Genomic DNA, 26,376 nt, shown 5'->3' with positions numbered 1-26,376 from the left:
TGTCCCGGTTCGGTTGCCCGGTCTTCGGGTGCCGAAACCGGCGGTGCCGGTCCGCACACCCGCTAGGGCATCCTAGGAAGATAGGTTGAGGGTGGGCCGCATGTCGGCCCGCCCACCGATGGTTAACTGGCCGCATGGGAGAGCTCCTGCTGATCCGGCACGGCGAGACCACCTGGAGCGCCAGCCTGCGGCACACCTCGTACACCGATCTGGAGCTGACTCCCGACGGTGAGCGCCAGGCCCGCACCCTCGCGGCGTTCCTGGCCGGCCGCCGGTTCGTCACCGTCCTCGCCAGCCCCCGCTCCCGGGCGCTGCGCACCGCGCAGCTCGCCGGGCTCACCGTCGACACCGTCGACGAGGACCTCAGCGAGTGGAACTACGGCGAGTACGAGGGCCGCACCACCGTCGACATCCACGAGGACGACCCGCACTGGAACATCTGGACCGACGGCTGCCCCGGCGGGGAGTCACCCGCGCAGGTGGGTGAACGGCTCGACCGCGTGCTGGCCCGGGTCACCCCGCTGCTCGACCGGGGCACCGTGGCGCTGGTGGGCCACGCGCACAGCCTGCGGGTGCTCGGCGCCCGCTGGATCGGCCTGCCCCCGTCCGCCGGCGGCCGACTGCGGCTGGACACCGCCACGGTCAGCGTGCTCGGTCACGAACACGGACGGCAGGTCATCCTGCGGTGGAACCAGCCGGCTCCTCCGGCACCCGGGACCGCGACCGACTCGGCGCCCCAGCACTGATCTTCGGCGGACGGTTCTCGTACGGGGTGGACAGCACCACCGTCGTCCGGGTCGTCACGTTCGCCGAGGTGCGGATCTCCTGCAGCACCCGCTCCAGGTCCGCCGGGCTGGCCACCCGCACCAGCAGCAGGTAGAAGTCCTCCCCCGCCACCGAGTAGCAGGAGTCGATCTCGGGCAGGTGCGCGAGCCGCTCCGGGGCGTCGTCGGGCTGCGACGGGTCGAACGGGCGGATCGCCACGAACGCGGTCAGCGGCAGGTCCAACGCCTCGAACGACACCCGGGCGGCGTACCCCTTGATCACCCCGCGCTGCTCCAGCCGGCGCACCCGCTGGTGCACCGCGGACACCGACAGGCCCACCTTCTCGGCCAGATCCGTGTACGACAGGCGGCCGTCAGCGGTCAACGCTGCGACGATGGCGCGGTCGATCTCCTCCACAGCGAGCAACCTACCGGGAAAACGGCCCGACGGCGACGAAGCACCCGCCGCACGCGCGGACGGCGGGCCGCGGTGGACCCACCGCAGCCGCGCCACCACGTACCGTCCTCAGCCCTTCGCCAACGAACGGGAGATCACCAGCCGCTGGATCTGGTTGGTGCCCTCCACGATCTGCAACACCTTGGCCTCACGCATGTACCGCTCCACCGGGTGATCGCTCACGTAGCCGGCGCCGCCGAGCACCTGCACCGCGTCGGTGGTCACCCGCATCGCCATGTCGGTGGCGAACAGTTTCGCCTTCGCCGCCTCGATCGAGTACGGCCGGCCGGCGTCGCGCAGCCGGGCCGCCGCGAGGGTCAGCGCGCGGGCGGCGGCGATCTGGGTGGCCGCGTCGGCGAGCAGGAAGCCGAGCCCCTGGAAGTCGATGATGGACCGGCCGAACTGCTGCCGCTCCCGGGCGTAGGAGACCGCGTAGTCCAGCGCCGCCTGGGCCAGCCCGACCGCGCACGCCGCGATGCCCAACCGACCCGAGTCGAGGGCGGACATCGCGATGGTGAAACCGACGCCCTCACCGCCGATCAACCGGTCGGCCGGCACCCGCGCCCCGTCGAACGCGATCTGCGCCACCGGGGAGGACCGCAACCCCATCGTCCGCTCGGCCGCCTGCGGGGCGATGCCGGCGGTGCCGGCGTCGGCGAGCAGGCAGGAGATCCCCTTCGCGCCGGGCCCGCCGGTGCGGCAGAAGATGTTGTAGAAGTCGGCCGTCCGGGCGTGCGTGATCCACGCCTTGGTACCGGAGACGACGTACGCGTCGCCGTCGCGTACGGCCCGGGTGCTCAACGCCGCCGCGTCCGAGCCACCCTGCGGCTCGGACAGGCAGTACGCGCCGAGCAGCTCGCCGCCGAGCATGTCCGGCAGGAGCTTGCGCTGCTCGTCGGTGCCGAACGCGGCCACCGGGTAGCAGGACAGGGTGTGCACGCTGACCGCCTCGGCGACCGCCAGCCAGCGGCTGGCCAGGACCTCCAGCACCTGCAGGTACACCTCGTACGGCTGGGCCGCCCCGCCGTGCTCCTGCGGATACGGCAGGCCGAGCAGGCCGGCCCGGCCGATCGTGCGCAGCACCTCGCGGGGGAACTCGGCGCGTTCCTCGAAGGCGGCGGCCTTTCCGGCGAGCTCGCGGTCGGCGATCTCGGTGGCGAGGTCCAGCAGGTCGTGGGCCTCGGCGGTGGGGAGGATCCGGTCGACAGTCATAGCGCGATGAGCTCCGTGGGGGTGGTGTTGAGCCGTTGCACGCCGTCGGTGGTGCAGACGACGATGTCCTCGATGCGGGCGCCGTGGCGGCCCGACAGGTAGATGCCCGGTTCGATGGAGAACGCCATGCCGGCCTCCAGGGGCCGGTCGTTGCCGGCCACCAGGTAGGGCTCCTCGTGACCGTCGAGGCCGATGCCGTGCCCGGTGCGGTGCAGGAACGCCGGGCCGTAGCCGGCGGCGGCGATCGGTTCGCGGGCCGCGGCGTCGGCCTGCGCGCCGGTGATGCCGGGCCGCACCGCCGCCACCGCCGCGCGCTGGGCGTCGCACAGCACCGCGTAGTAGTCCGGGAAGTCCGCCGGCGCCGGCCCGCCCGCCACGTAGGTGCGGGTGCAGTCCGAGCGGTAGCCCGACGCCATCGTGCCGCCGATGTCGACCACCACCGGCTCGCCGGCGCCGATCGGCCGGCCCGAGGTGCCGTGGTGTGGGCTGGCCCCGTTCGGTCCGGCGGCCACGATGACGAAGTCCACGCTGACGTGCCCGGCCGCCCGGATCGCCGCGGCGATGTCGGCGGCCACCTCCACCTCGGTGCGGCCGGGGCGCAGCCACTCCCCCATCCGCAGGTGCACCTCGTCGATCGCCGCGCCGGCCTCGGCGAGCGCCGCGACCTCCGCCGGGGACTTGCGGATCCGCAGCTCGCGCAGCACCTCGCCGGCGAGCCGCTGCGCGGCGCCGGGCAGCGCCGCGCGCAGGGCGAGGACCTGCTCGGCCCACATCCGGTCGGTGAGCCCGACCGCCGCCGGCGGGCCGTCGAGGGCGGCCACGACCAGGGGGTACGGGTCGGTGCCGTCGGGGTGGTCGACGATGCGGACGCCGGTGTTCGGTGCCGCCTCCGCCGCCGGACGTTCCAGTCTCGGCACGATGAGCGTGGGCTCACCCTCGGCAGGCAGCACCAGGCAGGTCAGCCGCTCACCGGCGTGGGCGTCGTACCCGGTCAGGTAGCGCAGGTCGGAGCCGGGGGTGAGCAGCAGGGCGTCCAGGCCGGCGGCGGCCGTGGCGCGTCGCGCGGCGGAAAGCCGGTCCGGCGGGTACAGCTCGTCGGTTCCCACCCCGTCAGCTTAACGGTCGTTTGGGCCTGATCCGAATTCGGACAACCGGCACGAAGGAAATCTACCGACGTTGATTGACGTCGACAGTTAACACTCTTTAAGATTTGGTTGCCTCGAGGCCCACCCGTCTCTGCTCCCGCACCTCCCGCCCGCGACAACCCTGCGCGGGCGGGCGTCGTCCCCCGCCCACGGGAAGGCCCCCGATGTCCTCACCACTGCGCCGCGCCCTCGTCGCCGGCCTGCTCGCGCTGGCCACGGCCGGCGCCACCCTCACCCTCGTACCCACCGCGGCGCAGGCCGTCGTGCTGCCGAACAACTTCAAGAGCGTCGGCTACATGCCCTCGTGGGCCGGCAACGTCAACAGCATCCAGTACAACAAGCTCACCCACATCAACTACGCCTTCGTGCTGCCCAACAACGACGGCAGCCTGCGCGCCGTGGAGAACCCGAGCAAGCTCTCCTCGCTGGTCTCTCTCGCGCACGCCAACAACGTCAAGGTGTCGATCGCCGTCGGCGGCTGGAACGACGGCAACGACTCGGCGTTCGAGGCCCTCGCGGCCAACTCCGGCAGCCGGACCACCTTCGTCAACAACCTCGTCAACTTCGTCAACCAGTACAACCTCGACGGCGTCGACATGGACTGGGAGTACCCGGACCCGGGCGCCTCGGCCACCAACTACACCCAGCTCATGACGCAGCTCGGCAGCGCCATGCACAGCCGCGGCAAGCTGCTCACCGCCGCCGTGGTCTCCGAGGGCTACTACCTCGACGGCGTACCGACGGCCGTGTTCAGCCAGGTCGACTGGCTCAACATCATGGCGTACGACGGCGGCAGCCCGCACTCCAACTACGACTGGTCGATCAACAGCATCAACCTGTGGAAGGCCCGCGGACTGCCGGCCAGCAAGGCCGTCCTCGGCATCCCGTTCTACAGCCGCCCCGGCTACTACACCTACTCGGCGCTGGTCGCGATGGACCCGGCCAACGCCAACCGGGACTGCACCACCGCCGGCGGCGCGCAGCAGTGCTACAACGGCGTCCCGACGGTCAAGCGCAAGACGCAGTGGGCCCTCGCGAACGCCGGCGGCGTGATGAACTGGGAGCTGTCGCAGGACACCACCGGCTCGACCTCACTGGTCAGCGCCATGTACGACACCATCATGGGCGGCACCACCCCGCCGCCGACCGGTCGTACCGGCCGGATCACCGGCATCGGCGGCAAGTGCGTCGACGTGGCGGGCGCGAGCACCACCAACGGCGCCGCCATCCAGCTCTTTGCCTGCAACGGCACCGCCGCGCAGACCTGGACCGTGGCCAGCGACGGCACGCTGCGTGCCTTCGGCAAGTGCGCCGACGTCACCGACCACTCCACGGCCAACGGGGCCAAGGTCCAGCTCTGGGCCTGCACCGGCGGCGGCGCCCAGGTGTGGCAGGCGCAGTCCAACGGCACGCTGCGCAACCCGCAGTCGAACAAGTGCCTGGACGCCACGGACAACAGCTCGGCCGACGGCACCCGGCTACAGATCTGGGACTGCTTCGCCGGCGCCAACCAGCGCTGGACCCTCCCGGCCTGACGGTGCGTTCCGCAGAGGTCCCCGGTCGACGCCCGGCGTCAGCCGGGAACCTCTGCGTACTCGCGGACCAGGGCGAGCATCTCGTCGACCGAACCGGCCGGATCGGTGACCGGGAACTGCACCGACCGGACCACCGACCCCGGGTCGACCAGGAGCGTCATCCGCTTGAACCGGGTCAGCCCTCCGGCCCGGAAGACCGGCAGCAGCAACCCGGCGCCGAACCGACCATCCTGGTCGGACAGCAGCGGGAACGGCAACCCGGCGTACGCGGTGAAGGCGGCGAGCTGGTCCGGCCGCTGGGTGCTGATCCCGTACACCCGCGCCCCGGCGGCCCGGAAGTCCGGGTGCCGGTCGGCGTAGGTGCTCGATTCGAGGGTGCAGCCGCGGGCGCCGGGGATTCCCTCCCAGCCGGGCGGATAGTCGTGCGCGTCCGGCGCGTACGCCCCGGGGAAGAGGTAGAGGACGCTCCAGGCGTCCGACGTGGTCAGCGGGACCGGCCGGCCGTCCGGGCCGGGAAGGGCGACCTCGGGTAGCCGCCGCCCGACCAGGTCCCGCACCCGGCGCGCCTCGGCCGACGCGGCGTCGGCGGTCGCGGTCAGATCACCGTCACCCATCAGATGCCTCGTTCCCCAGTCCTGCAGGGCGATCAGCACCGGCAGCAGTCCCTCGCCCTTCGCGGTGAGCAGGTAGTCGTGCCGTGGCGGGTGCGCGGAGTACGGGCGGCGTCGCAACACGCCGTGCTCGACCAGGGCGGTGAGACGTTCGGTCAGCGCCCGCCGGCTGACCCCCAGGTCGCGTTGGAGCGCGTCGAAGCGGGTCGTACCGCCGGCGACGTCGCGCACGATGAGGAACGTCCACCAGTCCCCCAGCACGCCGAGCGCCTGCGCGATGCCGCAGTCCGCGTCGGCGAGATCCTCTCGTCGCACCCGCTTCCCCCTCTCGTCTCTCGCGACTATAGTCCGTTCCAGATTGAAACGCATCGACGTCGGGAACGCGTCGGCACGGCGGACGGGGGCCGGCGACACGCGCGTCGACGAACGGACCGGAGTGTTCCGGCGATGGTGGACCGCCGGCACGACCAGCATGGTCGGGTCGGCGGTCGGCGTGCCCAGCCCGGCCACTGACCGCGCCCACCCTCGGCGATCGGTGACCTCGGCGCCCGACCACAGGCCGTCGGCCACCCGGCGAACCCCGGTCGCGTCGCCGAACACGTACCGGTCGGCGCCGCGCGGTGTGTGGGCCGGCCCGCGCGGTGGTTTTCCTGGTCGGACGGCAGCGGGGGCCATAGCCTGGGATCGGGTCGCCCGCGCGGGCAGGCCCGACCGGGAGGACCAGTGGCAGCGAACGAGGCGAACCGGGCGGCGACACGCCGTCGCTGGCAACTGTGGGCCGGAGTGCTCGCGCTCGTCGGCCTGGTGCTGCTGATCATCGGCCTCACCGTGGCCGACGGCGTCGCGGCCTGGGTCGAGGTGCTGGTCGCGATCCTGCTGCTGGTGACCAGTTACGTCGTGCAGCACCTGGCCCGGCGGGAGACCGTCTACCGGCACGACGAGCAGCGCTGATCACGTCGACGGCCGGGCGTACCCCTGATCGTCGGAGGGTTGTGCCAGGCTGTCCGGCGTGGCACACCGATCCCCGATCCTGCTGATCGACGCACCCAGCCTCTACTTCCGGGCGTACTTCGGCATTCCGGAGTCCGCCGCCCGGGCCGAGGACGGCACCCCCGTCAACGCGGTGCGCGGCTTCCTCGACATGCTCGCCACCCTCATCCGGGGGCGCGGCGCCGACCGGATGATCTGCGCTCTGGACTACGACTGGCGGCCGGCGTGGCGGGTCGACCTGCTGCCGTCGTACAAGGCGCACCGGGTGGCGCCGCAGGGCGGCGAAGTCGTACCGGACACGCTCTCCCCGCAGGTGCCGATGATCCTGGAGGTGCTGGAGGCCGTCGGCATCACCGCCGTCGGCGCGACCGGCTACGAGGCCGACGACGTGCTCGGCACACTGTCGGTGACGCAGCCGGGTCCGGTCGAGGTGGTCTCCGGCGACCGGGACCTGTTCCAACTCGTCGACGACGCCCGGGGCGTCCGGCTGCTCTACATCGGGCGTGGCGTGGCCAAGCTCGATGACTGCGACGACGCCGCCGTGCGGTCGCGCTACGGCGTGCCGGCCGACCGGTACGCCGACTTCGCCGCGCTGCGCGGCGACCCCAGCGACGGCCTGCCCGGGGTGGCGGGTGTCGGCGAGAAGACCGCCGCTCGGCTCATCGAGCGCTACGGCAGTATCGCCGGCATCCTGGCCGCGCTGGACGACTCCGACTCGTCCTTCGCTCCAGGTCTGCGCACCAAGCTGGTCGCCGCCCGCGACTACCTGGGTGTGGCACCGACCGTGGTCCGGGTCGCCCTGGACGTCCCCCTGCCGGAGCTGCCCACCGCGCTGCCCACCGCGCCCGCCGACCCGGACCGGCTGCTCGACCTGGCCTCCAGGTGGAACCTGGCCGGTTCCGCCCGCCGCCTGGTAGACGCCCTCGCCGCCCGCGCCGACGCCTGAGCGGCACGGGCATGGTGCAGGGCACGGAAGGCGACGGCGGTCACGTCCTTCGGTGCCCTACTTCACCTTGCGGGTCGATCGGGCCACGATGTCCTCGTATTCCGGATGCTTGGTCAGCCACTCGGCGAGGAACGGGCAGATGGGCACCACCGTCCGGCGCCGGGCTCGCGCGTCGTCCATCACCGCGCGCGCGAGCGTCGAGCCGATGCCCCTGCCCTCGAACGCCGGATCGACCTCGGTGTGGGTGTAGGCGACGATGCCGCCGGTCAGCTGGTACGTGACGAACCCGGCGACCACGCCCGCCTCGTCGCGCGCCTCGAAGCGCCACCCAAAAACGCTGGCCGCCGCGGGCGAGCAGCCCAAGGACCGCGAGTCCCTGGGCCGATCCCGCACCGGGCGGCAGGGCAGGGTCATTGCGTTGTCGGGATGCTGCTGGTCACGGCGGTGATGAGGTCGTGGGGGCGTCGGGTGGCGCGGGCGATGTTGGCCTCGCCGTTGGTGCGGTGGTAGCCGATCGAGGTGTTACGCAGGGTCGCGAGGACGGCGGGTCCGGTGCCGGTCCGGGCTTGGCGGAAATCTTCACGGAAAGTGACGTCCCGGACGTGATGCACGCGGTTTTCGATATGCCATTCGAGGCGGGCCCAGTGCTGCAGGTCGGCGGGTTGGGCCTGCTCGGCGGGCAGAGACACCGTGTAGTAGGCGGTTTCGCGACTGGTCTTCCCGCTGCGGGTGCGGGTGCGGGTGATCCGGACGGCCTGCTCGGCGTGGGGGAACCCGATGCCGGCCGGAGTAGCCACGGTGATGGCTTTGACGGTGCGGATCTCGCGGCGGCCGTGGCGGGTGTCGCGGTGGCGGTGCCCGATCGGGATCTCCGGCCAGGGCAGGTCTTGAGCTGCTTGAACAGGGTGGGTTGGTTGCCTTTCGTCGGGATCATCAGGTGGGCGCCGCGGGCGGCGATCTCCTCGGCGTGGGCGGTCTGAGTGTGCAGGGCGTCGGCGATGAACAGCAGACCAGTCAGGCTGCCCAACACTGACTCGACCGCGTCGAGCAGCGATGCGAACGCACCGATCTCGTTGCTCTTCGCGCTCACGGTGACCTGGGCCAGGACGATGCCGGTGCTGGTGTCCAGCGCGGACAGCAGATGAACCTGACCGCCGTCAACACCGCGGGCTCCCCGCAGCGTTTTCCCATCCACGGCGATCACCGTCCGATATCGGTGCGGCCGGGGTGTGACCGGCCGGGCGCGGACCTCCAGCCAACCCGCGAGGACAGTAGACAACAACTGATCGTCGAGGCCGGTCACCAACCGCCATACCGTCGTACCCGCCGGCACCCCACGGCCGAAGCCGAACCGGTCGCGGGCCTACTCATCCAGATCGTGCAACCAATCGGTGATCGCGGCGAACGACGACGCCCCCGCGAGGACCGCGCACACCGCAACCGCGAGCAAGCCCGACAGCGGGTAACGCACTCCCCGTGGATCTCGAGGATCCGGGACCGCCGCCACGGCGTGTAGCAGTCCCCTCGTCTCACCCGCAGTAACAGACCATGAGGACGTGCCAGGGGCGCCGACGACCGAAGACAGCACGGGGATCGGGCACGATGACATCGGCGGGTGAGGTCCTCGGGGTGTCGTGAAGCCAAGAGAACTCCACGATCACCAACGCGATCTCACCCGCTCTTCCTGCCTCCACAGAGGCCACTCAACCCGCAGATACCCAGCTCAGGGCACCCACCGATCGACTACGCAATCGCCCTGAGCCTCCGCCCCGGTCCCACCGCAACAACCAACCCGCCCCGGCCCGGCCCGGCCCGGCCCCGAACACCCTTAAAGAGCCTCTGCCAGACAGCCAAGATCACAGCGAGTTAGCCAACAGATCCCTTGTGAACGCCCTGGTCACCGCAGCGACTGACTCGACGATGCAGGGAATTGCTGCGCCCCAGCCGGACGACTAACGACGCTCCCGCTTGGGGGCCGGCCCCCGTATCCGATCGACGAGCTCAAGCCGGCTACGTTCGCCACTCTAGCAGGACCACTCGCCTCTTTGAAGCCCCTGGTGAAGCTACTCGCGTTTGATGTAACCAACTGGACACTGGCATACCGGTAAATTGCGACTTCATCGATTACGGCTGCCTTTCCTCTCGCAAGATTGCGGTATGACTCGAGATCAGATTTGGCCTCCTTAGTCACATCGAGCTTTGTTTCCCTGTCCGCATGGGCCTCCATTCTACTCAGGCGCGAGAGAGCTGACTGCACCTCTTCCAGCGGAATCAAAGAGACGCCCACAGGCGGGCAGAGCTTGTTTATCTGAATACCGGCAAGCGCGGTGTAGTCATCGCGGATTTCGGCGACAGCATCAGAGAGTTCCAGCCGAGTCGGGTTGAACTCCTGGTGCCCAAGAATTTTCCCGATTTTTTCCGCCTCATCACCACCACTCCGCGAAAAAACCGCGTACAACAAACGCTCAAGGCGCCCTTTGCGCTTGTCCTTTGATTCGAAGAATGATTCTTCAGTAAAGGCCCTGTAAAGCATGCCCGCTCGGACATACGGTTCTTGTTCATCGCTGCCTCTGGGCTTTTCAGCTTGATGCATGACCCCCCCAACAAATAGGACTTGCCACTTTCGACTGTCAGTCGTGCAGGTTAGCTATGCGCGCTATGGCATCCGACCAACCCAAGCGTCGTGTTGCTCCCCCTGCCACGCCTACCGCGAGCACTGCACCACCAACGATACAACGAGATAGGGCGCGCTTCGGTTCACGACCTCAACCGCGCCGGCGCTGGTGGGGAGGTCACGCTACGTGGCAACGCCCCGTAACGGGAACCGCAGACCCGCCAGCAGGCCCGTGGAAGAAGACGCGCCGTGACGGACCCGTCGACCGGTTTCGCCGTCGTGGGGCTGTTCACCTCCCAGGCTCGAGTTGCCCGCGCGTTCGGCCCCGGGCGCCTCTACACCCCGCAGATGATCGTCAACGGCACGGCGGAGTTCGTCGGGTCCGACCGGCGACGGGCGGCCGACACGATCGCGTCCGTGCTGACGTCGGCCGCCACCACGCCCCTCGCGCTGCCGGTGCGGAACCGTGACGGGGGCCGTCGGGTGGAGGTGGACTACCAGGCCGAGCGGCGCTGAACGCGGGGCAGGGCCGGGTGGATCTGCGGACGCCGCCGGACCTGGACCCCCGGCAGGCCGCGGTGGTCGGCTACGTGCAGCACGACGGCAACCAGGCCGTCGTGGGTGCCACGGCGATCGGACTGCCCGTCGCGTCCGAGTGAGGCGGCCCCCGCAACAGGCGGGTCGGTGCGGAGGACCGGTGGTGGTCCTCCGCACCGACGCCGTAATTCAGCTGGCCGAGCAGGTGGGGGTCAGGCCGGCTCCGCTGCCGTTGCCCTGGAAGCCGAACTCGGTGACCTGGCCCGCGCCGAGCCGCCCGTTGTAGTCCACATTGGTGAACCGGACGGCGCCGGTGGAGCCACTGGCCGTGGCGCTCCAGGTGTTGGTGACGCTCGCACCACCCGGAAGCGTCATGCTGACGGTCCAGCCGTTCGTGCCGGACGAACCGGCGGTCACCGTCACGGTGGCCACGAATCCACCGGTCCACGAGTTCAGCGACACCGACGCGGAGCATCCACCCGGGCCCGGCGGCGGGGTCGTGGGCGGAGGCGTGGTGCCGCCGGCGTTGAGGGCATTGAGGACGGAGGTGTACGCGGCCTTCTTGTTGCCGCCGCAGTCGAACAGCAGGGCGTTGTCCGATCCTCGCCAGGAGTCGCAGTCGCGCACGCCCCACACCGTGATGCCGGTGCAGCGCGTGACGGCCAGGCAGGCCCGGGTGACCGTGCCGTAGATATTGGCCTGGTTGCCGCCGGTCATCACGTCCAGCTCGGTGATCTGCACGTCCACGCCGAGATCGGCGAAACGCTGCAGGTTCGCCTGGTAGTCACCGGGAATCGTGGTGCCCAGGTGCGACTGGAAGCCGACGCAGTCGATCGGCACGCCACGAGACGTGAAGTCCCGCACCATGTTGTAGACGCCGGTCGACTTCGCGTTGATGCCATCGGTGTTGTAGTCGTTGTAACACAACTTCGCACCCGGATCCGCGGCCCGCGCGGCCCGGAACGCCGCCTCGATCCAGTCATTGCCGGTGCGCTGCAGGTTCGAATCACGCCGACCACCGCCGCCACCGTCGGCGAACGCCTCGTTCACCACATCCCAGGCATAGATCTGCCCCCGGAAATGCGTCGCCACCTGAGTGACATGGTTGATCGCCGCACTGCGCAACGCACTGCCGGACATCCCCTGCGCCCAGCCCGGCTGCTGCTGGTGCCAGAGCAGGGTGTGACCCCGCACGCTCATCCCGTTGGCGCGCGCGTGACTGACCAGACGATCACCACCGGTGTAGCTGAACCGGCCCTGCTGCGGCTCGGTGGCGTCCCACTTCATCTCGTTCTCGGCCACGACACTGTTGAACTCGCGGTTCAGGACGGTCACGTACGTGTTGTCGGACAGCTTGCCGGTCGCGACGGCCGCGCCGAAGTAGCGGCCCTTCTCGGCCGCCGACGCCCCGAGGGTCGTCCCGGCACTGGCGGCGGTGGACAGCGTCATCGCCATCCCGGCGGCGAGCACGCCGGTGACGGCGATGGTCACCGCCGCTCGCAGGGCTCTTGCGTGGTTCATGTGGGTTCCTTCTCTGTGGTGGTGTTCCAGCGGTGAAGGTGCGGCGTCGGAGGCGTCGACGATGTCGACGCCGGTCCGACCACGTTTTCGTCCCAAGCTGGCGAGACCATGACGGGCAAGAGCCCGGTCGCCGTCAACGGCACCCACTGATGGGAGTCCTGACACGACGCCCGGCATGCCCTGGGCGGACGTCGTGCTCCGAGGTACGGCCAGCGGGCTCGCCCGGTGAACCTCGGGTGCGGCCGTCCTCAACCATCGACTGTGAGCGATAACATGCCGTTCGTCAAGTCGTAACGAATGGCGGTGCGTCGGGTGCCGGAGCCGCACGCAGGCGACCCCGGCACCCCGTGCGTCACTGCAACGAGACGTCGTCGACGAGGAGGCTGTCGGTCCCCTCCGCGGTCTCGACGTAGAAGGTGGCACCGGTCAGCGTCCCGCTCCACGACGCGGTCGCGGTGCCGGTGAGCTGGGTCCACCCGTTGGCGTTCACCCCGGTCGCCGGGGTCAGTTGCAGGTAGTTCGTCGTGCCGTTGGCGGTCAGGGAGAGGGTCGCCGTCGCCGACGGCGTTCCGCTCTGCGACCGTACCCAGACGCTCGTGGTGTAGCTCTTGCCGTTGGTGAGCTTCGACGTCACGTCCTGGCCGGGGCCGTTCCACGACGCGGTCCGGCCGGTGATCGACAGCGAGCCGGTGCCGCCGTGCACGACGGCCGTGTTCGACGACAATGTGCCGCTGCCCACCACACCCCAACCCGTCGTCCCGCTCTCCAGGTTGCCGTTGGTCAGCAGGTTGCCACCGCTGCCGCCGGTGCCGCTGAACTGCCACCAGTTCACGTTGAACAGGTTGCCGCTGCCACCCGCGAAGCGGAGGAACACGTCGCGCGTCCCGGTCGCCCCGCTCACCGCGCAGGTGCTGGTGGTCCAGGTCTGCCAGCCACCGGTGACCGGAACGGTGCAGGTACCCACCAGCGGGCCGGTGCTGTTGTCGAGCCGCACCTCGATGCGGCCACCGCTGCCCGCCGAGGCGACCCGGGCGGCGAACGAGGTCGCGCCCGCGCCGAACGCGACGCCCTTGACCTTGATGTAGTCGCCGTTCTCGATCCAGCCGACGTTCATCCCGCCCTCACTGGACGGTTCCGTCTCGATGCCGGAGCCCCAGGCGATCGTCTCGGCCTCCTGCCGCACGTACGGGTTCAGCGTGCCCACCTGCGGCGCACCCGTGGTGGTCATGTTGATCGTCGGGAAGGTGCCGTTGGAGTTGTAGCTGAACTTCTCCACCGCGACCGAACGGGTGTAGCCGCCACCACCGGGCAGGGCGCCGTTGTGGTAGAAGAAGTACGAGCCGCCGTTGACGTCGACGACGCCGGCGTGGTTGGTGAAGCTGCCGCCCTGCCGGGGCATGATGGTGCCCCGGTAGGTCCACGGTCCGGTGGGGCCGGGGGCCGTCGAGTAGGCGATGAACTCGGAGCAGCACTCCGCCGCGAACACGTTGTAGTACGTGCCGTTGCGCTTGTAGACCCAGGGCCCCTCCTCGTAGAGGGTGGGCCTGCTCGCGTTGCCGTTTCGGGTGCCGAATCCGGCGGTGGTGAGAGCGATCCTCGTCGCCGCACCGGAGTAGGAGATCATGTCCGGGTTGAGCTTGACGTACCACAGGTTCGGGTTGCCCCAGTACAGGTACGCCTGACCGTCGTCGTCGATGAACACGGTCGGATCGATCTCGCCGTTGCCCACCAGGGGTCGGCCGATGGCGTCGCGGAACGGTCCGGTGGGGCTGTCGCCCACCGCCACGCCGATCGCCATCGAGTTGGTCGCCCGGTTGGTCACCGGCACGTACCAGTAGAACCTGTCGTTGCGGGCGACGACCTGGCCGGCCCACGCGTTCGCGCTCGCCCAACTGAAGGTGCTGATGTTCAGTGGCGAGCCGTGGTCGGTCCAGTTGACCATGTCGGCGGAGGACCAGACCCGCCACTCCTTCATCGTGAAGTACGTGGAGCCGTCCTCGTCGTGGCCGGTGTAGAGGTACACCCTGCCGTTGTGCACCAACGGGGCCGGATCGGCGGTGTAGATGTGCTGGACGATCGGGTTGTCCGCCCTGGCCGTGCCCGGGACCAGTGCGAGGACGCAGACCAGGCTCATCAGCCAGGCGATGCCGCGCCTGGCGCCGGACCTGCTGCATGCTGTGGTTCGGTGTGCCACCTTCACGGTTACTCCCTGAGAGGGTCGCGGGTCGCCTGCCGCGACGCCGGCTGCCGATCGACCGGATCCCATCCCGGACCGTGATCGGCGTGATTGCTCGTGATCTGTTAGCGCTAACACCTTGCCAAGGGCACCTCCCGAGCCCGATTGTCGCCTGCTTGACCTGGGATTTCAGGGTGTGCAATATCAACGACGTAATCGCGTTGCCGCATTGTCGTATCGACGCTGACATCTAAGATTTACGATGGACCGTACTGAGCGGCACGCCGGCCGTCAACGGAGGAACCGCACTTCTCGCGCTGACCCTCCGTCACGGACGACGGCGGATGGCGTCGACACGCGGCGCGACCGCGCCCCGGATCGGCCGCCGTCCGGGCCTGCGGCCGGTGCGCACCCGGGGGCATCGCCGCGGTGGCACCCCGGGCGGCGTCGGTGCCGACCGACAAGGGGTTGCCAGGGCTCGCACCCACCCGAGCCGCTACCCATCCAGATGTGGCGAACGGTGCCCGGCCTCGCCGACGCCACCTGGACGTCGTTGCGCTCCTACAACGTCCCGACCCGCTACCTGCGACACGCCACCTACCTGCCGCGCATCGACCCGCTCAGCGGCAGTTCGAGCGCCGGTGACCGGCAGGACGCCACCTTCCGGATCACCTCGTAGGTCGCCTCAGCGCAGTCGCCGGGCGGCGAACCGCGCCGGCGGCGCGGCGATCTCGTCCTGGGCAGCGATGAGCTGGATCTCCCGGGTGCCCGCCGCGAGGGTGGCCTCCAGGACGGCGAAGACGGAGGAGACGGTGCGTTCCAGCGCCGTCGCGGGCGAACCCGTCGTGCACAGGTGCGCGAGGTAGAGCGCCGCGGTGACGTCGCCGCCACCGTTCGGGTTGATCGGCAGCAGGGGCGTGGTCACCGACCAGGCGCCGTCGTCCGAGACGGCCACCACCTCCAGTGATCCCGCCGGCACGTCGGCGTGCAACACGCTGGTCACCAGCACGTGCCGTGGCCCGGTCGCGCGTACCGCGTCGACCGCGTCCAGCACCTCGGCCAGGGTGGTGGTCGCGCGGCCGGCGAGGAAGTCCAACTCGAAGTGGTTCGGGGTGATGATGTCCGCGCGCGGGACCACGACGTCGCGCATGTACTCCGGGATGCCCGGGCGGACGAACATGCCCCGGCCGACGTCGCCCAGCACCGGGTCGCAGCAGTACACGGCGTCCGGGTTGGCCGCCTTGACGGTGTCCACCGCGTCGAGGATCACCGCGCCCATCGCCGGGTCGCCCTGGTAGCCCGACAGCACCGCGTCGGCGCTGCCGAGGACCCCCCGGTCCGCGATCCCCGCGATCACCTCGGCCACCTGGGCCGGATCCAGCAGCGGCCCGCGCCACGCGCCGTACCCGGTGTGGTTGGAGAAGTGCACGGTCAGGACCGGCCAGACCTCGTGCCCCAGCCGTTGCAGGGGGAATGCGGCGGCGGAGTTGCCGACGTGGCCGTAGGCGACCGACGACTGGATGGACAGGATCTTCACCGGACCATCATGGCCGGTCCCGTCAGTGCCCCGCGTCCTGCCCGGCGATTCTGTCCGCTGGCCCACACCGCGCCCTCCGCCGCCGAAACTTTCGGTCGCGCTCCACCCGACCGGATCGCAGGTCATCGGACGTATTTCCGAAAATTTCCACGGTTGACGCCGGACATCGATCGGCTTAACGTTTCGGGCACGTTTCCGGCCCCGCTCCGGAACGACCGGCACCGGCCCCGCACATCCGCACCGGACCCGAACTCTCGCGCCCATGATCGAAGATTGTCGATCAACGTCGAAGGGAAGGCAGATGAAGCCAAGGCAGTGGCTCACCGTCGGGGTGGTCGCCGTCGCGACCGTCGCGGCGCTGAACACCGTGCCGGCCACCGCGAGCCGGCCGTACGACCCGACCACGCAGAGCCTGGCGACGCTCGGCCAGCGCCACGGCCTGCACATCGGCACCGCCGTGAACGCCACGGCCCTCAACGACGCCACCGACCCGCAGTACCGCCGGCTGGCCAGCACCGAGTTCTCCTCGGTCACCGCGGAGAACGCGATGAAGTGGGAGAGCCTGGAGCCCACCCGCGGCACCTACAACTGGGCCGAGGCCGACCAGCTCGTCGAGTTCGCCAAACGCAACCGGCAGAGCGTGCGCGGTCACGTGCTCGTCTGGCACAACCAGTTGCCCACCTGGCTGACCAGCGGCGTCGCCGACGGCTCCATCAGCAAGCAGGAGCTCCGCGAGCTGCTCCGCAAGCACATCACCACGGTCGTCAACCGCTACAAGGGCAAGATCTGGCAGTGGGACGTGGTCAACGAGGCGGTCAGCGACCCGTGGGACACCCCGTCCACGCTGCACTACAAGGGTTTCTGGGCGCAGAACCTGGGCCCCGGCTACATCGCCGACGCGTTCCGCTGGGCGCGCGCCGCCGACCCGAAGGCGCTGCTGTTCTACAACGACTACAACATCGAGACGTTCGGCTCCGGCAACCCCGCCGACGACAAGACGCAGTTCGTGTACGACATGGCCAGAGACCTGCTCCGGCAGGGCGTCCCGATCGACGGCGTGGGCTCACAGGGCCACCTCGGCACCCAGTACGGCAACTTCGACACCCTCCAGGTGACCGCCGCGCTGAAGAGGTTCGCCGCGCTGGGCCTCGCCACGGCGTTCACCGAGGTGGACGTCCGCAGCCAGATGACCGAGGCGGTCCAGGCCGGCGACGCGAACGAGATCAACCCCCGTCTGCAGGCGTCGGCCGCCAACTTCAGCGTGCTGATGAAGGCGTGCCTCGCCGTACGGAGCTGCCTGTCGTACACCGTCTGGGGTTTCACCGACAGGTACTCGTGGGTGCCGGACTGGTTCAACGACCCCCCGGAGGGTCTGGCCACCATCTATGACGAGAACTACCAGCCCAAGCGGGCGTACCAGGAGCTGAAGTCCGACCTGATCGTCGCCGGGCCGCCGTACGTCCTGCCCCGCGGCACGCCCAGGCCGCGCCGCTGAGCTGACACGGACCGTGCGGGGTCCACCCTTCCCCGCACGGTCCGCGTCAGCGCGCGGCGGCCGCTCCGTCGTCCGGCAGGAGTGGACGCATGAAGGTTCGTTCGTAGCGCAGCACACAGCCCGACTCGTCGCGGATGCGGTCCGCCGCCACGAAATCCGGGTCGCTGCCGAAACGGACCCGGTACCGCTCGTACGCCGCCAGGCTCTCGAAGCTGAACAGCGCCTCGGCCCGGTCGCTGGCGCCCTCGGCCGGCAGGAAGTAGCCGTGGTGCACACCACTGTGCCGGGCCACGAGCTCCATCCACGCGCGGGCGAAACGCTCGAACGCCTCGATCTGCGCCGGGTCGATGGTGTAGTGCACGACGCACGTGATCATTCATTCACGATAGGGCAGCAGGATGACGTGCAGCTGGCGCGGGCCGTGCACACCCTCCACCCGGATCAGTTCGATGTCGCTGGTGGCCGAGGGACCGCTGATCCAGGTCAGTGGACGGTGCGGCGTCAGCCGGGCGAGCGCTTCCGGCACGGTGGCCACCACCTGGTCGGCCCGGAGCACGCACACGTGCCGGTCCGGCAGCAGACTGAGCACCCGCCGCCCCTGGTCGGGCGAGCCGTCGAGGACGACCGTGCCGGTCTGGGCGACGGCGACGGCGGCGCCGGTGACGACGGCGTCCGCGGCGCCGATCCGCATGTTGTCGAGGCCGTCGTCGGGCAGGGCGGTCACCGTCGGCGGCAGCCAGGCCGGGGGCAGACCCGGGGGTACGACGACGGTGCCACCGGCCGGCAGGATGTCGGCGATCGTGTCGGCGACGGCGGCCTCGACGACCCGGTGCACGTGCGCCCGGTAGTCGGTCAGCCGCTCCACCAGCTGGTCGAGGTCGAGTGTGCCGGTGTGCCGGTAGTCGCGCGGCACCTCGACCGGGGCATGGGCGCCGGAGGCGAGTGCGGCCCGCAGTCGGCCGAGGACGAGATCCCGGGCGCTCATCGGTCGGCCCACCACTCGCGGAACGTCTGCGCCGGCGGCTCCGGCAGGTCCCGGCTGCCGGTCCAGCCGTTCAACGGCGGCGGCAGACCCCGTCCGCGCCGGCCGGCGACCCGGCTCATGCGGGCGGCGCGCTGCGCGGCCTCGTACAGCCGGGGATGATCCATCGTGTACGCGGCGGCGGCCATCGCGATCGACTCGGCGGTGGGCCGGCGACGCGCGTCGACCGCCTCGGCACGCAGGTGCACCAGCACCTCCGGAATATTGATCTTCACAGGGCAGGCGTCGTAGCAGGCACCGCACAGCGTCGACGCGTACGGCAGGGAGGCGTTGTCGTCGATGCCGGTGAGCTGGGGCGACAGCACGGCACCGATCGGCCCCGGATACACCGACCCGTACGCGTGCCCACCGGCACGCTCGTACACCGGGCACACGTTGAGGCAGGCCGAGCAGCGGATGCACCGCAACGCCTGCCGCCCGACCTCGTCGGCGAGCACCGCGCTGCGCCCGTTGTCCAACAGGACCAGGTGGAACGCCTGCGGCCCGTCGCCCGGGGTGACCCCGGTCCACATCGACGTGTACGGGTTCATCCGCTCCCCCGTCGACGCCCTGGGCAGCAGTTGGAGGAACACCTCCAGGTCCCGCCAGGTCGGCACGACCTTCTCCACGCCCATCACCGTGATCAACGTTCGGGGCAGGGTGAGGCACATCCGCCCGTTGCCCTCGGACTCCACCACGGCCAGGGTGCCGGTCTCGGCGACGGCGAAGTTCGCCCCGGACACCGCGACGGGCGTACTCAGGAACGTCTCCCGCAGAAAGCGGCGCGCGGCGGCGGCGAGGGCCGCCGGATCGGCGGTCAGCTCCGGGTCGACGCCAGGCATCTCGCGCAGGAAGATCTCCCGGATCTCGGCCCGGTTGCGGTGGATCGCGGGAACCAGGATGTGGCTCGGCCGGTCGTCGCCGAGCTGCACGATCAGCTCCGCCAGGTCGGTCTCGACGGCGGTGACGCCGGCGGCGTGCAGTGCCTCGTTGAGGCCGATCTCCTGGGTGGCCATCGACTTGACCTTGATGACGCGGTCCGCGCCGGCCGTCCGGACGAGGTCGGTCACGATGGCGTTGGCCTGCACCGCGTCCGCCGCCCAGTGCACCACCCCACCGGCCTCGGTGACCCTCGCCTCGAGCTGTTCGAGCAGCTCCGGCAGCCGGTGCAGGGTGTCGGCCTTGATCGCCGCGCCGGCCGCCCGCAACTGCTCCCAGTCCGACTGTTCCGCGATCACGCCGGCGGACTTGGCGCGGATCGTGGTCGTCGCGTGCCGGAGGTTGCGCCGCAGTTGCGGGTCGGTCAGGCTGCGTCGCGCGGCCGCCGGGAACGACTCGTCGCCGCGCAGGTGCCCCACGCCGGGCGGGGCGGTCGTCGGCATACCGAGGAACGTCCGGCGGGTCACCGTCGCACCGCCGATTCCTGCTCGGTCGAGGCCAGGATCTCGGCGAGGTGCACCGTCCGCACGCCGGTCCGCAGCCGGGACAACCCGCCGCCGATGTGCAGGAGACAGGAGGCGTCGCCGGCGGTGCACACATCGGCGCCGGTGGAGAGCACGTGGCGCATCTTGTCCGCCAGCATCGCCGTGGAGGTCTCCGCGTTCTTCACGGCGAACGTGCCGCCGAACCCGCAGCACTGCTCCGCGGCCGGCAACTCGACCAGGTCGAGGCCGCGCACCGCCGCCAGCAGCGTCCGCGGCCGGTCGGCGACCCGCAGCATCCGCAACGAGTGGCAGGTCGGGTGGTACGTCACCCGGTGCGGGTAGTACGCGCCGACGTCCGTCACCCCGAGCACGTCGACCAGCAGCTCGGACAACTCGTAGGTGCGCGCCGCCACCGACTCGGCCCGACTGGTCAACGCCCGGTCGCCGGCGTGCCGGGCCACCATCGCGTGCTGATGCCGCACCGCCCCCACGCACGAGCCCGACGGCGCGACGATCACGTCGTACGGGTCGAAGACCCGTACGTGCCGGCGCACCAACGGCACCGCGTCGGACCGGTAGCCGGTGTTGGTGTGCATCTGCCCGCAACAGGTCTGCCCCGGCGGAAAGACCACCTCGTGGCCCAGCCGTTCCAGCAGGCGCACCGTCGACGTCGCCGCCTGCGGGAACATGGTGTCGGCCAGGCAGGTCACGAACAGCGCGATCCGCACGGCACACCCCCGACCGTCGTCACGGCCGCACCCGCAGGTGGGTGACTCCACCGTCGACGTCCAACACCGTACCCGTGGTGGAACCCGCCCTCGGCGACGCGAGGTAGACGATCGCGTTCGCGACCTCCTCCGGCGTCACCAGGCGTCCGATCGGCTGGCGGGCCCGCAGCGCCACCCGCTCGGCGGCCGGATCCTCCGCCTGCGCCAGCAGACGCCCGACCCACGGTGTGTCCGCCGTACCGGGGCACACGCAGTTGACCCGGATGCCCTCGCGGACGTGGTCGGTGGCCATGGCGAGGGTCAGCGACAGCACCGCACCCTTGCTGGCCGAGTAGAGCGCCCGCCCCGGCAGGCCGTTGAGCGCGGCGATGGACGAGACGTTGACGACCGACGCGTGCTCGGAGCGGCGCAGCCACGGCAGGGCCTCGCCGACGACTCTCGCCATGCCGACCACGTTGACGTCGAGCACGCGGTGCCACTCGTCGTCGCTGTTGTCGACGACGGTGCCGGTCGCTCCGACCCCGGCGTTGTTGACCACCACGTCGATGCCGCCGAGCGCGTCGGCGGCCGCGGCAACCGCCGTCGCCACCGACGGACGGCTCGCCACGTCGGCGGCGAAGCCGGCGATGTCCTCGGCGAGCCCGCTCGGGTCGAGGTCGAGGACGGCCACCCGGGCACCCCGGGCGCGCAGCTCCTCGGCGGTGGCGCGACCGATGCCGGACGAGCCACCCGTGACGATCGCGCTCAGCCCGGCGAACTCCCCGCTCATGCCGCCACCAGCGTCTGGCGCGCCCGCCCCAGGCCGGTGATCTCCAGCTCCACCACGTCACCGGCGCGCAGGTACGGATGATCCGGCAGCCCGAGTGCCACCCCGGCCGGCGTCCCCGTGTTGATCACGTCGCCGGGATACAGGACCATGAACTGGCTGAGATACCAGACGACGTGCGCGACCGGAAAGATCATGTCCTTGGTCGTGCCGTCCTGGCGGAGCAGCCCGTTGACCCACAACCGCAGCGACAGCGCCTGCGGATCGTCCACCTCGTCCGCCGGCACGAGGCACGGCCCCAGCGGGTTGAACGTCTCGCAGCTCTTGCCCTTGTCCCACTGACCGCCGCGCTCAAGCTGGAAACCACGCTCCGAGACGTCGTGCGACACCGCGTACCCGGCGACGTGCCGCAAAGCGTGCTCCGGGGACCCGGCGTAGCGAACGGTCGTACCGATGACGACCGCGAGTTCGACCTCCCAGTCGGTCTGCGTCGAGCCGCGCGGGACGTGGACGTCGTCGAACGGCCCGACCATCGTCATCGGGTCCTTCATGAAGACCACCGGCTCGGCGGGGAGCGGCGCACCCGTCTCCGCGGCGTGGTCACGGTAGTTCAGTCCAATGCAGACGATCTTGTTGGGGCGCGCGATGGGCGCCCCAACCCGCAGTGTGTCCGCGTCGGGCAGCTCGACCAACTCGCCGCGGTCGAGCGCGGCCCGGGTACGCGCGATCCCGTCCGACGACCAGAACGCCCCGTCCAGATCGGCGGTGAGGGTGCGCAGGTCGAAGGTCGTACCGTCACGCTGGACGACCGGGATCTCCCGACCGGCCGGGCCGAGGCGCAGAAAGTTCAACTCTGTCTCCTCTGTGGTTGCCGGTGCCGAGCCGCTGTCGAGCGGCTCTCACATTCAACACCGACACCACCTGCGGATGGCAGAGCGGGAGACCTGACGCCGGGATCGCCTACCGGGGCGGGTTGTCCCGCCGGGACGGGAACGGAGTGCCGGGCTGGCCGAGGGTGGAGCGGGCACGCAGCCCGACCGGGTCCGGTGCCGCGGTGGGTGCCGCCGGGGCCGGCTCGGGCAACCGCCGTGCGTCCAGGTACGCGGCGGCGGCCCGGTCGTCGTCGGTGGGGGCGGCGAGCAGCGCGTAGAGCAGACCGACCACCCCGAAAATCACCGCGAGGACGATCGGCACCAGCAGCGCGCCCACGCTGGCGCCGGTCACCGCACCACGGGTCTCGTGCTGGTGCACCGAGACCGCGCTCATGCCGGTGAAGTGCATGCCGTTCACGGCGACGCCCATCACCAGCGCGGAGCCGAAGATGGCCACCGCGCGGCGGACGGTCATCGCGAGCCACAGCGCGACGGTGGCCGCCACGACCGCGATGACCACCGAGAGCACGACCCGGGTGGTGTCGTAGCCGAGGTCGCCGTTGAGGCGCATCGCCGCCATGCCGGTGTAGTGCATGGCGGCGACGCCGGCGCCGGTGAAGATGCCGCCGGCGATCAGCCGTGCCGGGTTCAGGCGGCCGGTGCCGACGATGGCCAGGCCGATGCCGACCGCGACCACGGCGATGGCGGTGCTGGCGGCGGTGAGCGGCACGTCGTAGCGGATCCGGGTGCCGTCGACGGCGAAGCCGAGCATGGCCATGAAGTGCATGGCCCAGATGGCGGTGCCGCCGAGCGCCCAGGCGGCCAGCAGGCCCCACCAGGCGCGCTGCCCGGCGGTGCGGGCCGTACGGATGCGCCCGGCGCAGACCAGCCCCAGGATCGACCCGAGCACGGACAGCGCGTAGCTCAGCGCGGGCGTGATCCACCCGTACTCAAAGTGATTGATCTCCGCCACGGCGGTCTTCTCCCCATTCGTTACCGGCGCGTAAACACGGCGCTCGGGCCATGATCAGGGGTGCTCCGAGCAGCCGCAACAGCGCCCCCCGGGCTATCCGGGGGGTGCCGTCGCGGTGACCGTCCGATGCGTCGATTCGATAGCGGCGTTGACCGAAAGTGATGATCAGGCGGAGGTGTGGTACGCCAGTACACCCCGGTTGATGGCCGCTATCGCCTGCCGGGCGGTGGAGCGCAGCTCCGGCGACGCGCCCCCGGAGTCGGAAAGCTGACCGAGCAGGTCGACCACCTGCCGCGCCCAGCGGACGAAGTCACCGGCCGGCATCTCGCCGTCGATCTCGTGCCCGCTGCCGAGCACCTTGGCCAGCGCCTCACCCCGCGCCCACCGGAAGACCGGCCAGGCGAAACCGAGATCCGGTTCGCGGGTCGCGGTCAGGCCCCGGGCCGCCTCGTCGGCCTCGATCTCGCCCCACAGCTTCAGCGTCTCGTCGACCGCGTCGGCCACCGGGCCACGCGGCAACGACGCGCGCTCGTCGACGTCGCGGCGCGCCTCGAAGACCACCACGGACACCGCGGCGGCCAGTTCAGCCGGGGAGAGGCCGTCCCACACGCCCCGGCGCAGGCACTCGGCGACCAGCAGGTCCGCCTCCGTCCAGATCCGCCCCAGCATCCGGCCGGCGTCGGTCACCGCACCGTCGCCGGCGAGGTAGCCACGGTCGGTCAGCAACGCGACGATCCGGTCGAACGTGCGAGCGAGCGACCCGGTACGCCCGGAGACCCGCTCGCGCAGCTCCTCGGTGTCGCGCTCCAGCCGTCGGCGTCGCTCCGCCCACCGGGCGTGCTCCTCCCGCTCCGGGCAGGCGTGACAGGGGTGGCGGCGCAGCTCACCGCGCAGTTGGGTGAGCCGGTGGTCCTCGCCGGCCACCTGCCGGGAACGGCCGCCCCGGCGGCCACCGTGCCGGTCCAGGCCGGTGCCGCTGACCTCGGCGGCCAGATCCCGGCGGGCACCCGGCGACCGGTGGTTGAAGTGCTTGGGCACCCGGATGCGGGCCAGCACCTCGGCCGGGGTGGTGAAGTCGCCGGGGCTGACCCGACCCGCCCAGCGGTCCTGGGTGAGCACCAGCGGCCGGGGTTCACCGAACCCGCCGGTGGCCGGGTCCAGCACGACGGCCAGGCCGGCGCGGCGGCCGGACGGCACCCGGATCACGTCGCCGACGCGTAGCCGCTCCAACGACGCCACGGCGGCGGCCTTGCGCTGCGTCTGCCCCTGCCGGGCGATGGCCTTCTCCCGGTCGGCGATCGCCACCCGCAGCGCGAAGTACTCGTCGAAGTCGCCGTGGTGGCAGGCGGCCTCCGCGCCGTACGCCTCGATGGTCTCGGTGTTGCGCTGCACCTGCCGCGCCAGGCCGACCACCGACCGGTCCGCCTGGAACTGGGCGAACGACGACTCCAGCAACGCCCGGGCGGGTTCCGCGCCGACCGTGCCGACGAGGTTCACCGCCATGTTGTACGAGGGCCGGAAGCTGGAGCGCAGCGGGTAGGTGCGGGTGGAGGCGAGCCCGGCCACGTGCCGCGGGTCGGTCTCCGGGGACCACACCACGACGGCGTGCCCCTCGACGTCGATGCCCCGCCGGCCGGCCCGACCGGTGAGCTGCGTGTACTCCCCCGGGGTCAGGTCGACGTGCGCCTCGCCGTTGTATTTCACGAGGCGTTCCAGCACCACGCAGCGCGCCGGCATGTTGATGCCCAACGCGAGGGTCTCGGTGGCGAAGACCGCCTTGACCAGACCGCGGACGAACAGCTCCTCGACGACCTCCTTGAACACCGGCAGCATGCCGGCGTGGTGGGCGGCCAGACCGCGCTCGAGGCCGTCGAGCCACTCCCAGTAGCCCAGCACCGACAGGTCCTCGCCGGGGATGGCGGTGACCCGGGACTCGACGACCCGGCGGATCTCGGCGCGTTCGTCGGGCGAGGTGAGCCGCAGGCCGGCGGCCAGGCACTGCTGCACCGCGGCGGCGCAGCCGGCCCGGCTGAAGATGAACAGGATCGCCGGCAGCAGACCCTCCCGGTCCAGCCGGTCGACGATGTCGGGGCGCATCGGGCCGCGCCACCGGGGGCCGCGCCGACCGGAGCCCGGCCCGGCGCTGCGGCCCTCCCCCAGCTCCAGGCGGCGCATCTGGTCGCGGGTGTAGCGCAGCAGCTCCGGGTGCACGTCGTGCTTGCGGGCCGCGTCGGCGTCGTGGAACAGGTCGAACATCCGCTTGCCGACCAGCATGTGCTGCCACAGCGGCACCGGCCGGTGCTCGCTGACCACCACGGCGGTCTCGCCGCGCACGGTGACCAGCCAGTCGGCGAACTCCTCCGCGTTGGAGACGGTCGCCGACAGCGAGACCAAAGTGACCGAGGCGGGCAGGTGGATGATCACCTCTTCCCACACGCCGCCGCGGAACCGGTCGGCCAGGTAGTGCACCTCGTCCATCACCACGTACGCCAGCCCCTGCAGGGTGCTGGAGCCCGCGTAGAGCATGTTGCGCAGCACCTCGGTGGTCATCACCACCACCGGCGCGTCGCCGTTGATCGCGTTGTCACCGGTGAGCAGGCCGACCTGCTCGGCGCCGTACCGGGCGACCAGGTCGTGGTACTTCTGGTTGGACAGCGCCTTGATCGGCGTGGTGTAGAAGCACTTGCGCCGGGTCGGCGGCGTCGCCGCGTCGTCGGCCGCCGCCGGGTCGCCGGGCCGCCCGCGCAGAGCCAGGTGTACGGCGAACTCGCCCACCACGGTCTTGCCGGCTCCGGTCGGGGCGCACACCAGAACGCCGCTGCCCCGCTCCAGCGACTGGCACGCCTCCCGCTGGAAGTCATCGAGGTCAAACCCCAGGTCAAGGGCGAACTCGTCCAGCGCCGGGAGCTGTGCGGCCTGCGCGGCTCGGCGGCGCGCCGCTGAGTACCGCTCGGCGGGGCTCGACATGGCACCAAGATTAGTGCGTGCCAGGACAGGACACCCCACAAGGCCGTCCGGAGGGGTCGTCGGCGGGGGTCGGTAGGGTGCACGG

Annotated in this window: 27 protein-coding genes and 1 pseudogene; 8 read left to right on the top strand and 20 right to left on the bottom strand. The window is 70.9% G+C overall.

Translation table 11 applies throughout. From position 1 onward, the window contains the following. Positions 1–134: 134 nt before the first annotated feature. Complete coding sequence (locus AB0H52_RS16545; RefSeq protein ID WP_151490043.1) at positions 135–746, top strand: histidine phosphatase family protein; 612 nt, start codon at positions 135–137, stop codon at positions 744–746. Here AB0H52_RS16545 and AB0H52_RS16540 read toward each other — a convergent pair. The 3 genes from AB0H52_RS16540 to AB0H52_RS16530 form a co-directional block, all read right to left on the bottom strand. Continuing rightward, on the bottom strand, positions 676–1,182 hold the full coding sequence (locus AB0H52_RS16540) for an Lrp/AsnC family transcriptional regulator (protein WP_151490042.1): 507 nt from the start codon (positions 1,180–1,182) through the stop codon (positions 676–678). The genes AB0H52_RS16545 and AB0H52_RS16540 overlap by 71 nt on opposite strands. Before the next feature lie 108 nt (positions 1,183–1,290). Continuing rightward, positions 1,291–2,433: an acyl-CoA dehydrogenase family protein gene (locus AB0H52_RS16535; RefSeq protein ID WP_151490041.1), complete on the bottom strand. Its 1,143-nt coding sequence runs from the start codon at positions 2,431–2,433 to the stop codon at positions 1,291–1,293. Then, positions 2,430–3,539 carry a Xaa-Pro peptidase family protein gene (locus tag AB0H52_RS16530; protein WP_357948260.1) on the bottom strand — a complete coding sequence of 370 codons (1,110 nt, stop codon included), beginning with the start codon at positions 3,537–3,539 and terminating at the stop codon, positions 2,430–2,432. The genes AB0H52_RS16535 and AB0H52_RS16530 overlap by 4 nt, the downstream gene beginning before the upstream one ends. Positions 3,540–3,742: 203 nt before the next feature. Here AB0H52_RS16530 and AB0H52_RS16525 point away from each other — a divergent pair, with 203 nt between their 5' ends. Beyond that, a complete protein-coding gene (locus AB0H52_RS16525; RefSeq protein ID WP_151490039.1) occupies positions 3,743–5,113 on the top strand; it encodes a glycosyl hydrolase family 18 protein in 1,371 nt (456 codons plus the stop codon). A gap of 38 nt (positions 5,114–5,151) precedes the next feature. Here the strand turns inward: AB0H52_RS16525 and AB0H52_RS16520 are convergent, their stop codons facing one another. After that, the gene (locus AB0H52_RS16520) at positions 5,152–6,039 is read right to left on the bottom strand and encodes a winged helix-turn-helix transcriptional regulator (RefSeq protein WP_278122683.1); all 888 of its coding nucleotides are present in this window, start codon (positions 6,037–6,039) and stop codon (positions 5,152–5,154) included. A 408-nt stretch (positions 6,040–6,447) separates the two neighbouring features. Here AB0H52_RS16520 and AB0H52_RS16515 point away from each other — a divergent pair, with 408 nt between their 5' ends. Continuing rightward, the gene (locus tag AB0H52_RS16515; RefSeq protein WP_151490036.1) at positions 6,448–6,675 is read left to right on the top strand and encodes a hypothetical protein; all 228 of its coding nucleotides are present in this window, start codon (positions 6,448–6,450) and stop codon (positions 6,673–6,675) included. A gap of 58 nt (positions 6,676–6,733) precedes the next feature. After that, entirely contained in the window at positions 6,734–7,660 is a 927-nt protein-coding gene (locus AB0H52_RS16510; RefSeq protein ID WP_151490035.1) for a 5'-3' exonuclease, read from the top strand. 57 nt (positions 7,661–7,717) lie between these two features. On the opposite strand, the gene AB0H52_RS16505 is transcribed toward AB0H52_RS16510, so the two are convergent. The 5 genes and pseudogenes from AB0H52_RS16505 to AB0H52_RS16485 form a co-directional block, all read right to left on the bottom strand. Continuing rightward, the gene (locus tag AB0H52_RS16505) at positions 7,718–8,023 is read right to left on the bottom strand and encodes a GNAT family N-acetyltransferase (RefSeq protein WP_225854504.1); all 306 of its coding nucleotides are present in this window, start codon (positions 8,021–8,023) and stop codon (positions 7,718–7,720) included. 47 nt (positions 8,024–8,070) lie between these two features. Then, the gene (locus AB0H52_RS16500; RefSeq protein ID WP_357948255.1) at positions 8,071–8,457 is read right to left on the bottom strand and encodes a transposase; all 387 of its coding nucleotides are present in this window, start codon (positions 8,455–8,457) and stop codon (positions 8,071–8,073) included. A 134-nt stretch (positions 8,458–8,591) separates the two neighbouring features. Beyond that, positions 8,592–8,963 (bottom strand): annotated as a pseudogene (locus AB0H52_RS16495) (ISAs1 family transposase); the annotation flags it as partial. A 60-nt stretch (positions 8,964–9,023) separates the two neighbouring features. Continuing rightward, the gene (locus tag AB0H52_RS16490; RefSeq protein ID WP_225854503.1) at positions 9,024–9,269 is read right to left on the bottom strand and encodes a transposase family protein; all 246 of its coding nucleotides are present in this window, start codon (positions 9,267–9,269) and stop codon (positions 9,024–9,026) included. 288 nt (positions 9,270–9,557) lie between these two features. Beyond that, a complete protein-coding gene (locus tag AB0H52_RS16485) occupies positions 9,558–10,253 on the bottom strand; it encodes a hypothetical protein (RefSeq protein ID WP_357948252.1) in 696 nt (231 codons plus the stop codon). A gap of 270 nt (positions 10,254–10,523) precedes the next feature. On the opposite strand from AB0H52_RS16485, the gene AB0H52_RS16480 reads away from it, so the two are divergent. Together AB0H52_RS16480 and AB0H52_RS16475 are read left to right on the top strand one after the other, a co-directional pair. Beyond that, the gene (locus tag AB0H52_RS16480) at positions 10,524–10,790 is read left to right on the top strand and encodes a DUF1223 domain-containing protein (protein ID WP_151490677.1); all 267 of its coding nucleotides are present in this window, start codon (positions 10,524–10,526) and stop codon (positions 10,788–10,790) included. A 17-nt stretch (positions 10,791–10,807) separates the two neighbouring features. Further along, positions 10,808–10,933, top strand: coding sequence for a hypothetical protein (locus AB0H52_RS16475; protein WP_357948249.1), 126 nt, complete (start codon positions 10,808–10,810; stop codon positions 10,931–10,933). 67 nt (positions 10,934–11,000) lie between these two features. On the opposite strand, the gene AB0H52_RS16470 is transcribed toward AB0H52_RS16475, so the two are convergent. Both AB0H52_RS16470 and AB0H52_RS16465 read right to left on the bottom strand, forming a co-directional pair. After that, positions 11,001–12,266: an endo-1,4-beta-xylanase gene (locus AB0H52_RS16470; RefSeq protein WP_357948315.1), complete on the bottom strand. Its 1,266-nt coding sequence runs from the start codon at positions 12,264–12,266 to the stop codon at positions 11,001–11,003. A 418-nt stretch (positions 12,267–12,684) separates the two neighbouring features. Then, positions 12,685–14,466, bottom strand: a complete 1,782-nt coding sequence (locus tag AB0H52_RS16465; protein WP_357948312.1) for a family 43 glycosylhydrolase — start codon at positions 14,464–14,466, stop codon at positions 12,685–12,687. Positions 14,467–15,016: 550 nt separating this feature from the next. On the opposite strand from AB0H52_RS16465, the gene AB0H52_RS16460 reads away from it, so the two are divergent. Continuing rightward, a complete protein-coding gene (locus AB0H52_RS16460; RefSeq protein ID WP_225854580.1) occupies positions 15,017–15,187 on the top strand; it encodes an AbfB domain-containing protein in 171 nt (56 codons plus the stop codon). A gap of 6 nt (positions 15,188–15,193) precedes the next feature. Here AB0H52_RS16460 and pdxY read toward each other — a convergent pair whose 3' ends face one another. After that, entirely contained in the window at positions 15,194–16,045 is an 852-nt protein-coding gene (pdxY, locus tag AB0H52_RS16455; protein ID WP_357948246.1) for a pyridoxal kinase PdxY, read from the bottom strand. A 301-nt stretch (positions 16,046–16,346) separates the two neighbouring features. Between pdxY and AB0H52_RS16450 the strand changes: the two genes are divergently transcribed. Next, positions 16,347–17,540 carry an endo-1,4-beta-xylanase gene (locus AB0H52_RS16450; RefSeq protein ID WP_151490680.1) on the top strand — a complete coding sequence of 398 codons (1,194 nt, stop codon included), beginning with the start codon at positions 16,347–16,349 and terminating at the stop codon, positions 17,538–17,540. A 46-nt stretch (positions 17,541–17,586) separates the two neighbouring features. Here AB0H52_RS16450 and AB0H52_RS16445 read toward each other — a convergent pair whose 3' ends face one another. The 8 genes from AB0H52_RS16445 to AB0H52_RS16410 form a co-directional block, all read right to left on the bottom strand. Further along, positions 17,587–17,916, bottom strand: a complete 330-nt coding sequence (locus AB0H52_RS16445; RefSeq protein WP_357948243.1) for an NIPSNAP family protein — start codon at positions 17,914–17,916, stop codon at positions 17,587–17,589. Continuing rightward, complete coding sequence (locus tag AB0H52_RS16440; protein WP_192580315.1) at positions 17,917–18,525, bottom strand: LUD domain-containing protein; 609 nt, start codon at positions 18,523–18,525, stop codon at positions 17,917–17,919. Beyond that, positions 18,522–19,943 (bottom strand): LutB/LldF family L-lactate oxidation iron-sulfur protein, encoded by a 1,422-nt coding sequence (locus AB0H52_RS16435; protein WP_151490697.1) that lies wholly within the window; start codon positions 19,941–19,943, stop codon positions 18,522–18,524. Before AB0H52_RS16435 ends, AB0H52_RS16440 begins: the two co-directional genes overlap by 4 nt. 20 nt (positions 19,944–19,963) lie before the next feature. Further along, entirely contained in the window at positions 19,964–20,713 is a 750-nt protein-coding gene (locus AB0H52_RS16430; RefSeq protein WP_151490683.1) for a (Fe-S)-binding protein, read from the bottom strand. A 19-nt stretch (positions 20,714–20,732) separates the two neighbouring features. Then, the gene (locus AB0H52_RS16425) at positions 20,733–21,482 is read right to left on the bottom strand and encodes an SDR family oxidoreductase (RefSeq protein ID WP_151490684.1); all 750 of its coding nucleotides are present in this window, start codon (positions 21,480–21,482) and stop codon (positions 20,733–20,735) included. Continuing rightward, a complete protein-coding gene (locus AB0H52_RS16420) occupies positions 21,479–22,330 on the bottom strand; it encodes a fumarylacetoacetate hydrolase family protein (RefSeq protein WP_151490685.1) in 852 nt (283 codons plus the stop codon). Before AB0H52_RS16420 ends, AB0H52_RS16425 begins: the two co-directional genes overlap by 4 nt. Positions 22,331–22,439: 109 nt before the next feature. Beyond that, a complete protein-coding gene (locus AB0H52_RS16415) occupies positions 22,440–23,324 on the bottom strand; it encodes an MHYT domain-containing protein (RefSeq protein WP_151490686.1) in 885 nt (294 codons plus the stop codon). A gap of 165 nt (positions 23,325–23,489) precedes the next feature. After that, a complete protein-coding gene (locus AB0H52_RS16410) occupies positions 23,490–26,291 on the bottom strand; it encodes a DEAD/DEAH box helicase (RefSeq protein WP_357948237.1) in 2,802 nt (933 codons plus the stop codon). Between the last annotated feature and the right edge of the window lie 85 nt (positions 26,292–26,376).

This window comes from Micromonospora sp. NPDC050695, assembly GCF_040654415.1.
Taxonomy (GTDB): Bacteria; Actinomycetota; Actinomycetes; order Mycobacteriales; family Micromonosporaceae; genus Micromonospora.
Note: the sequence above shows the minus strand (reverse complement) of the source record. Positions and strands in the feature narration are given on the sequence as shown.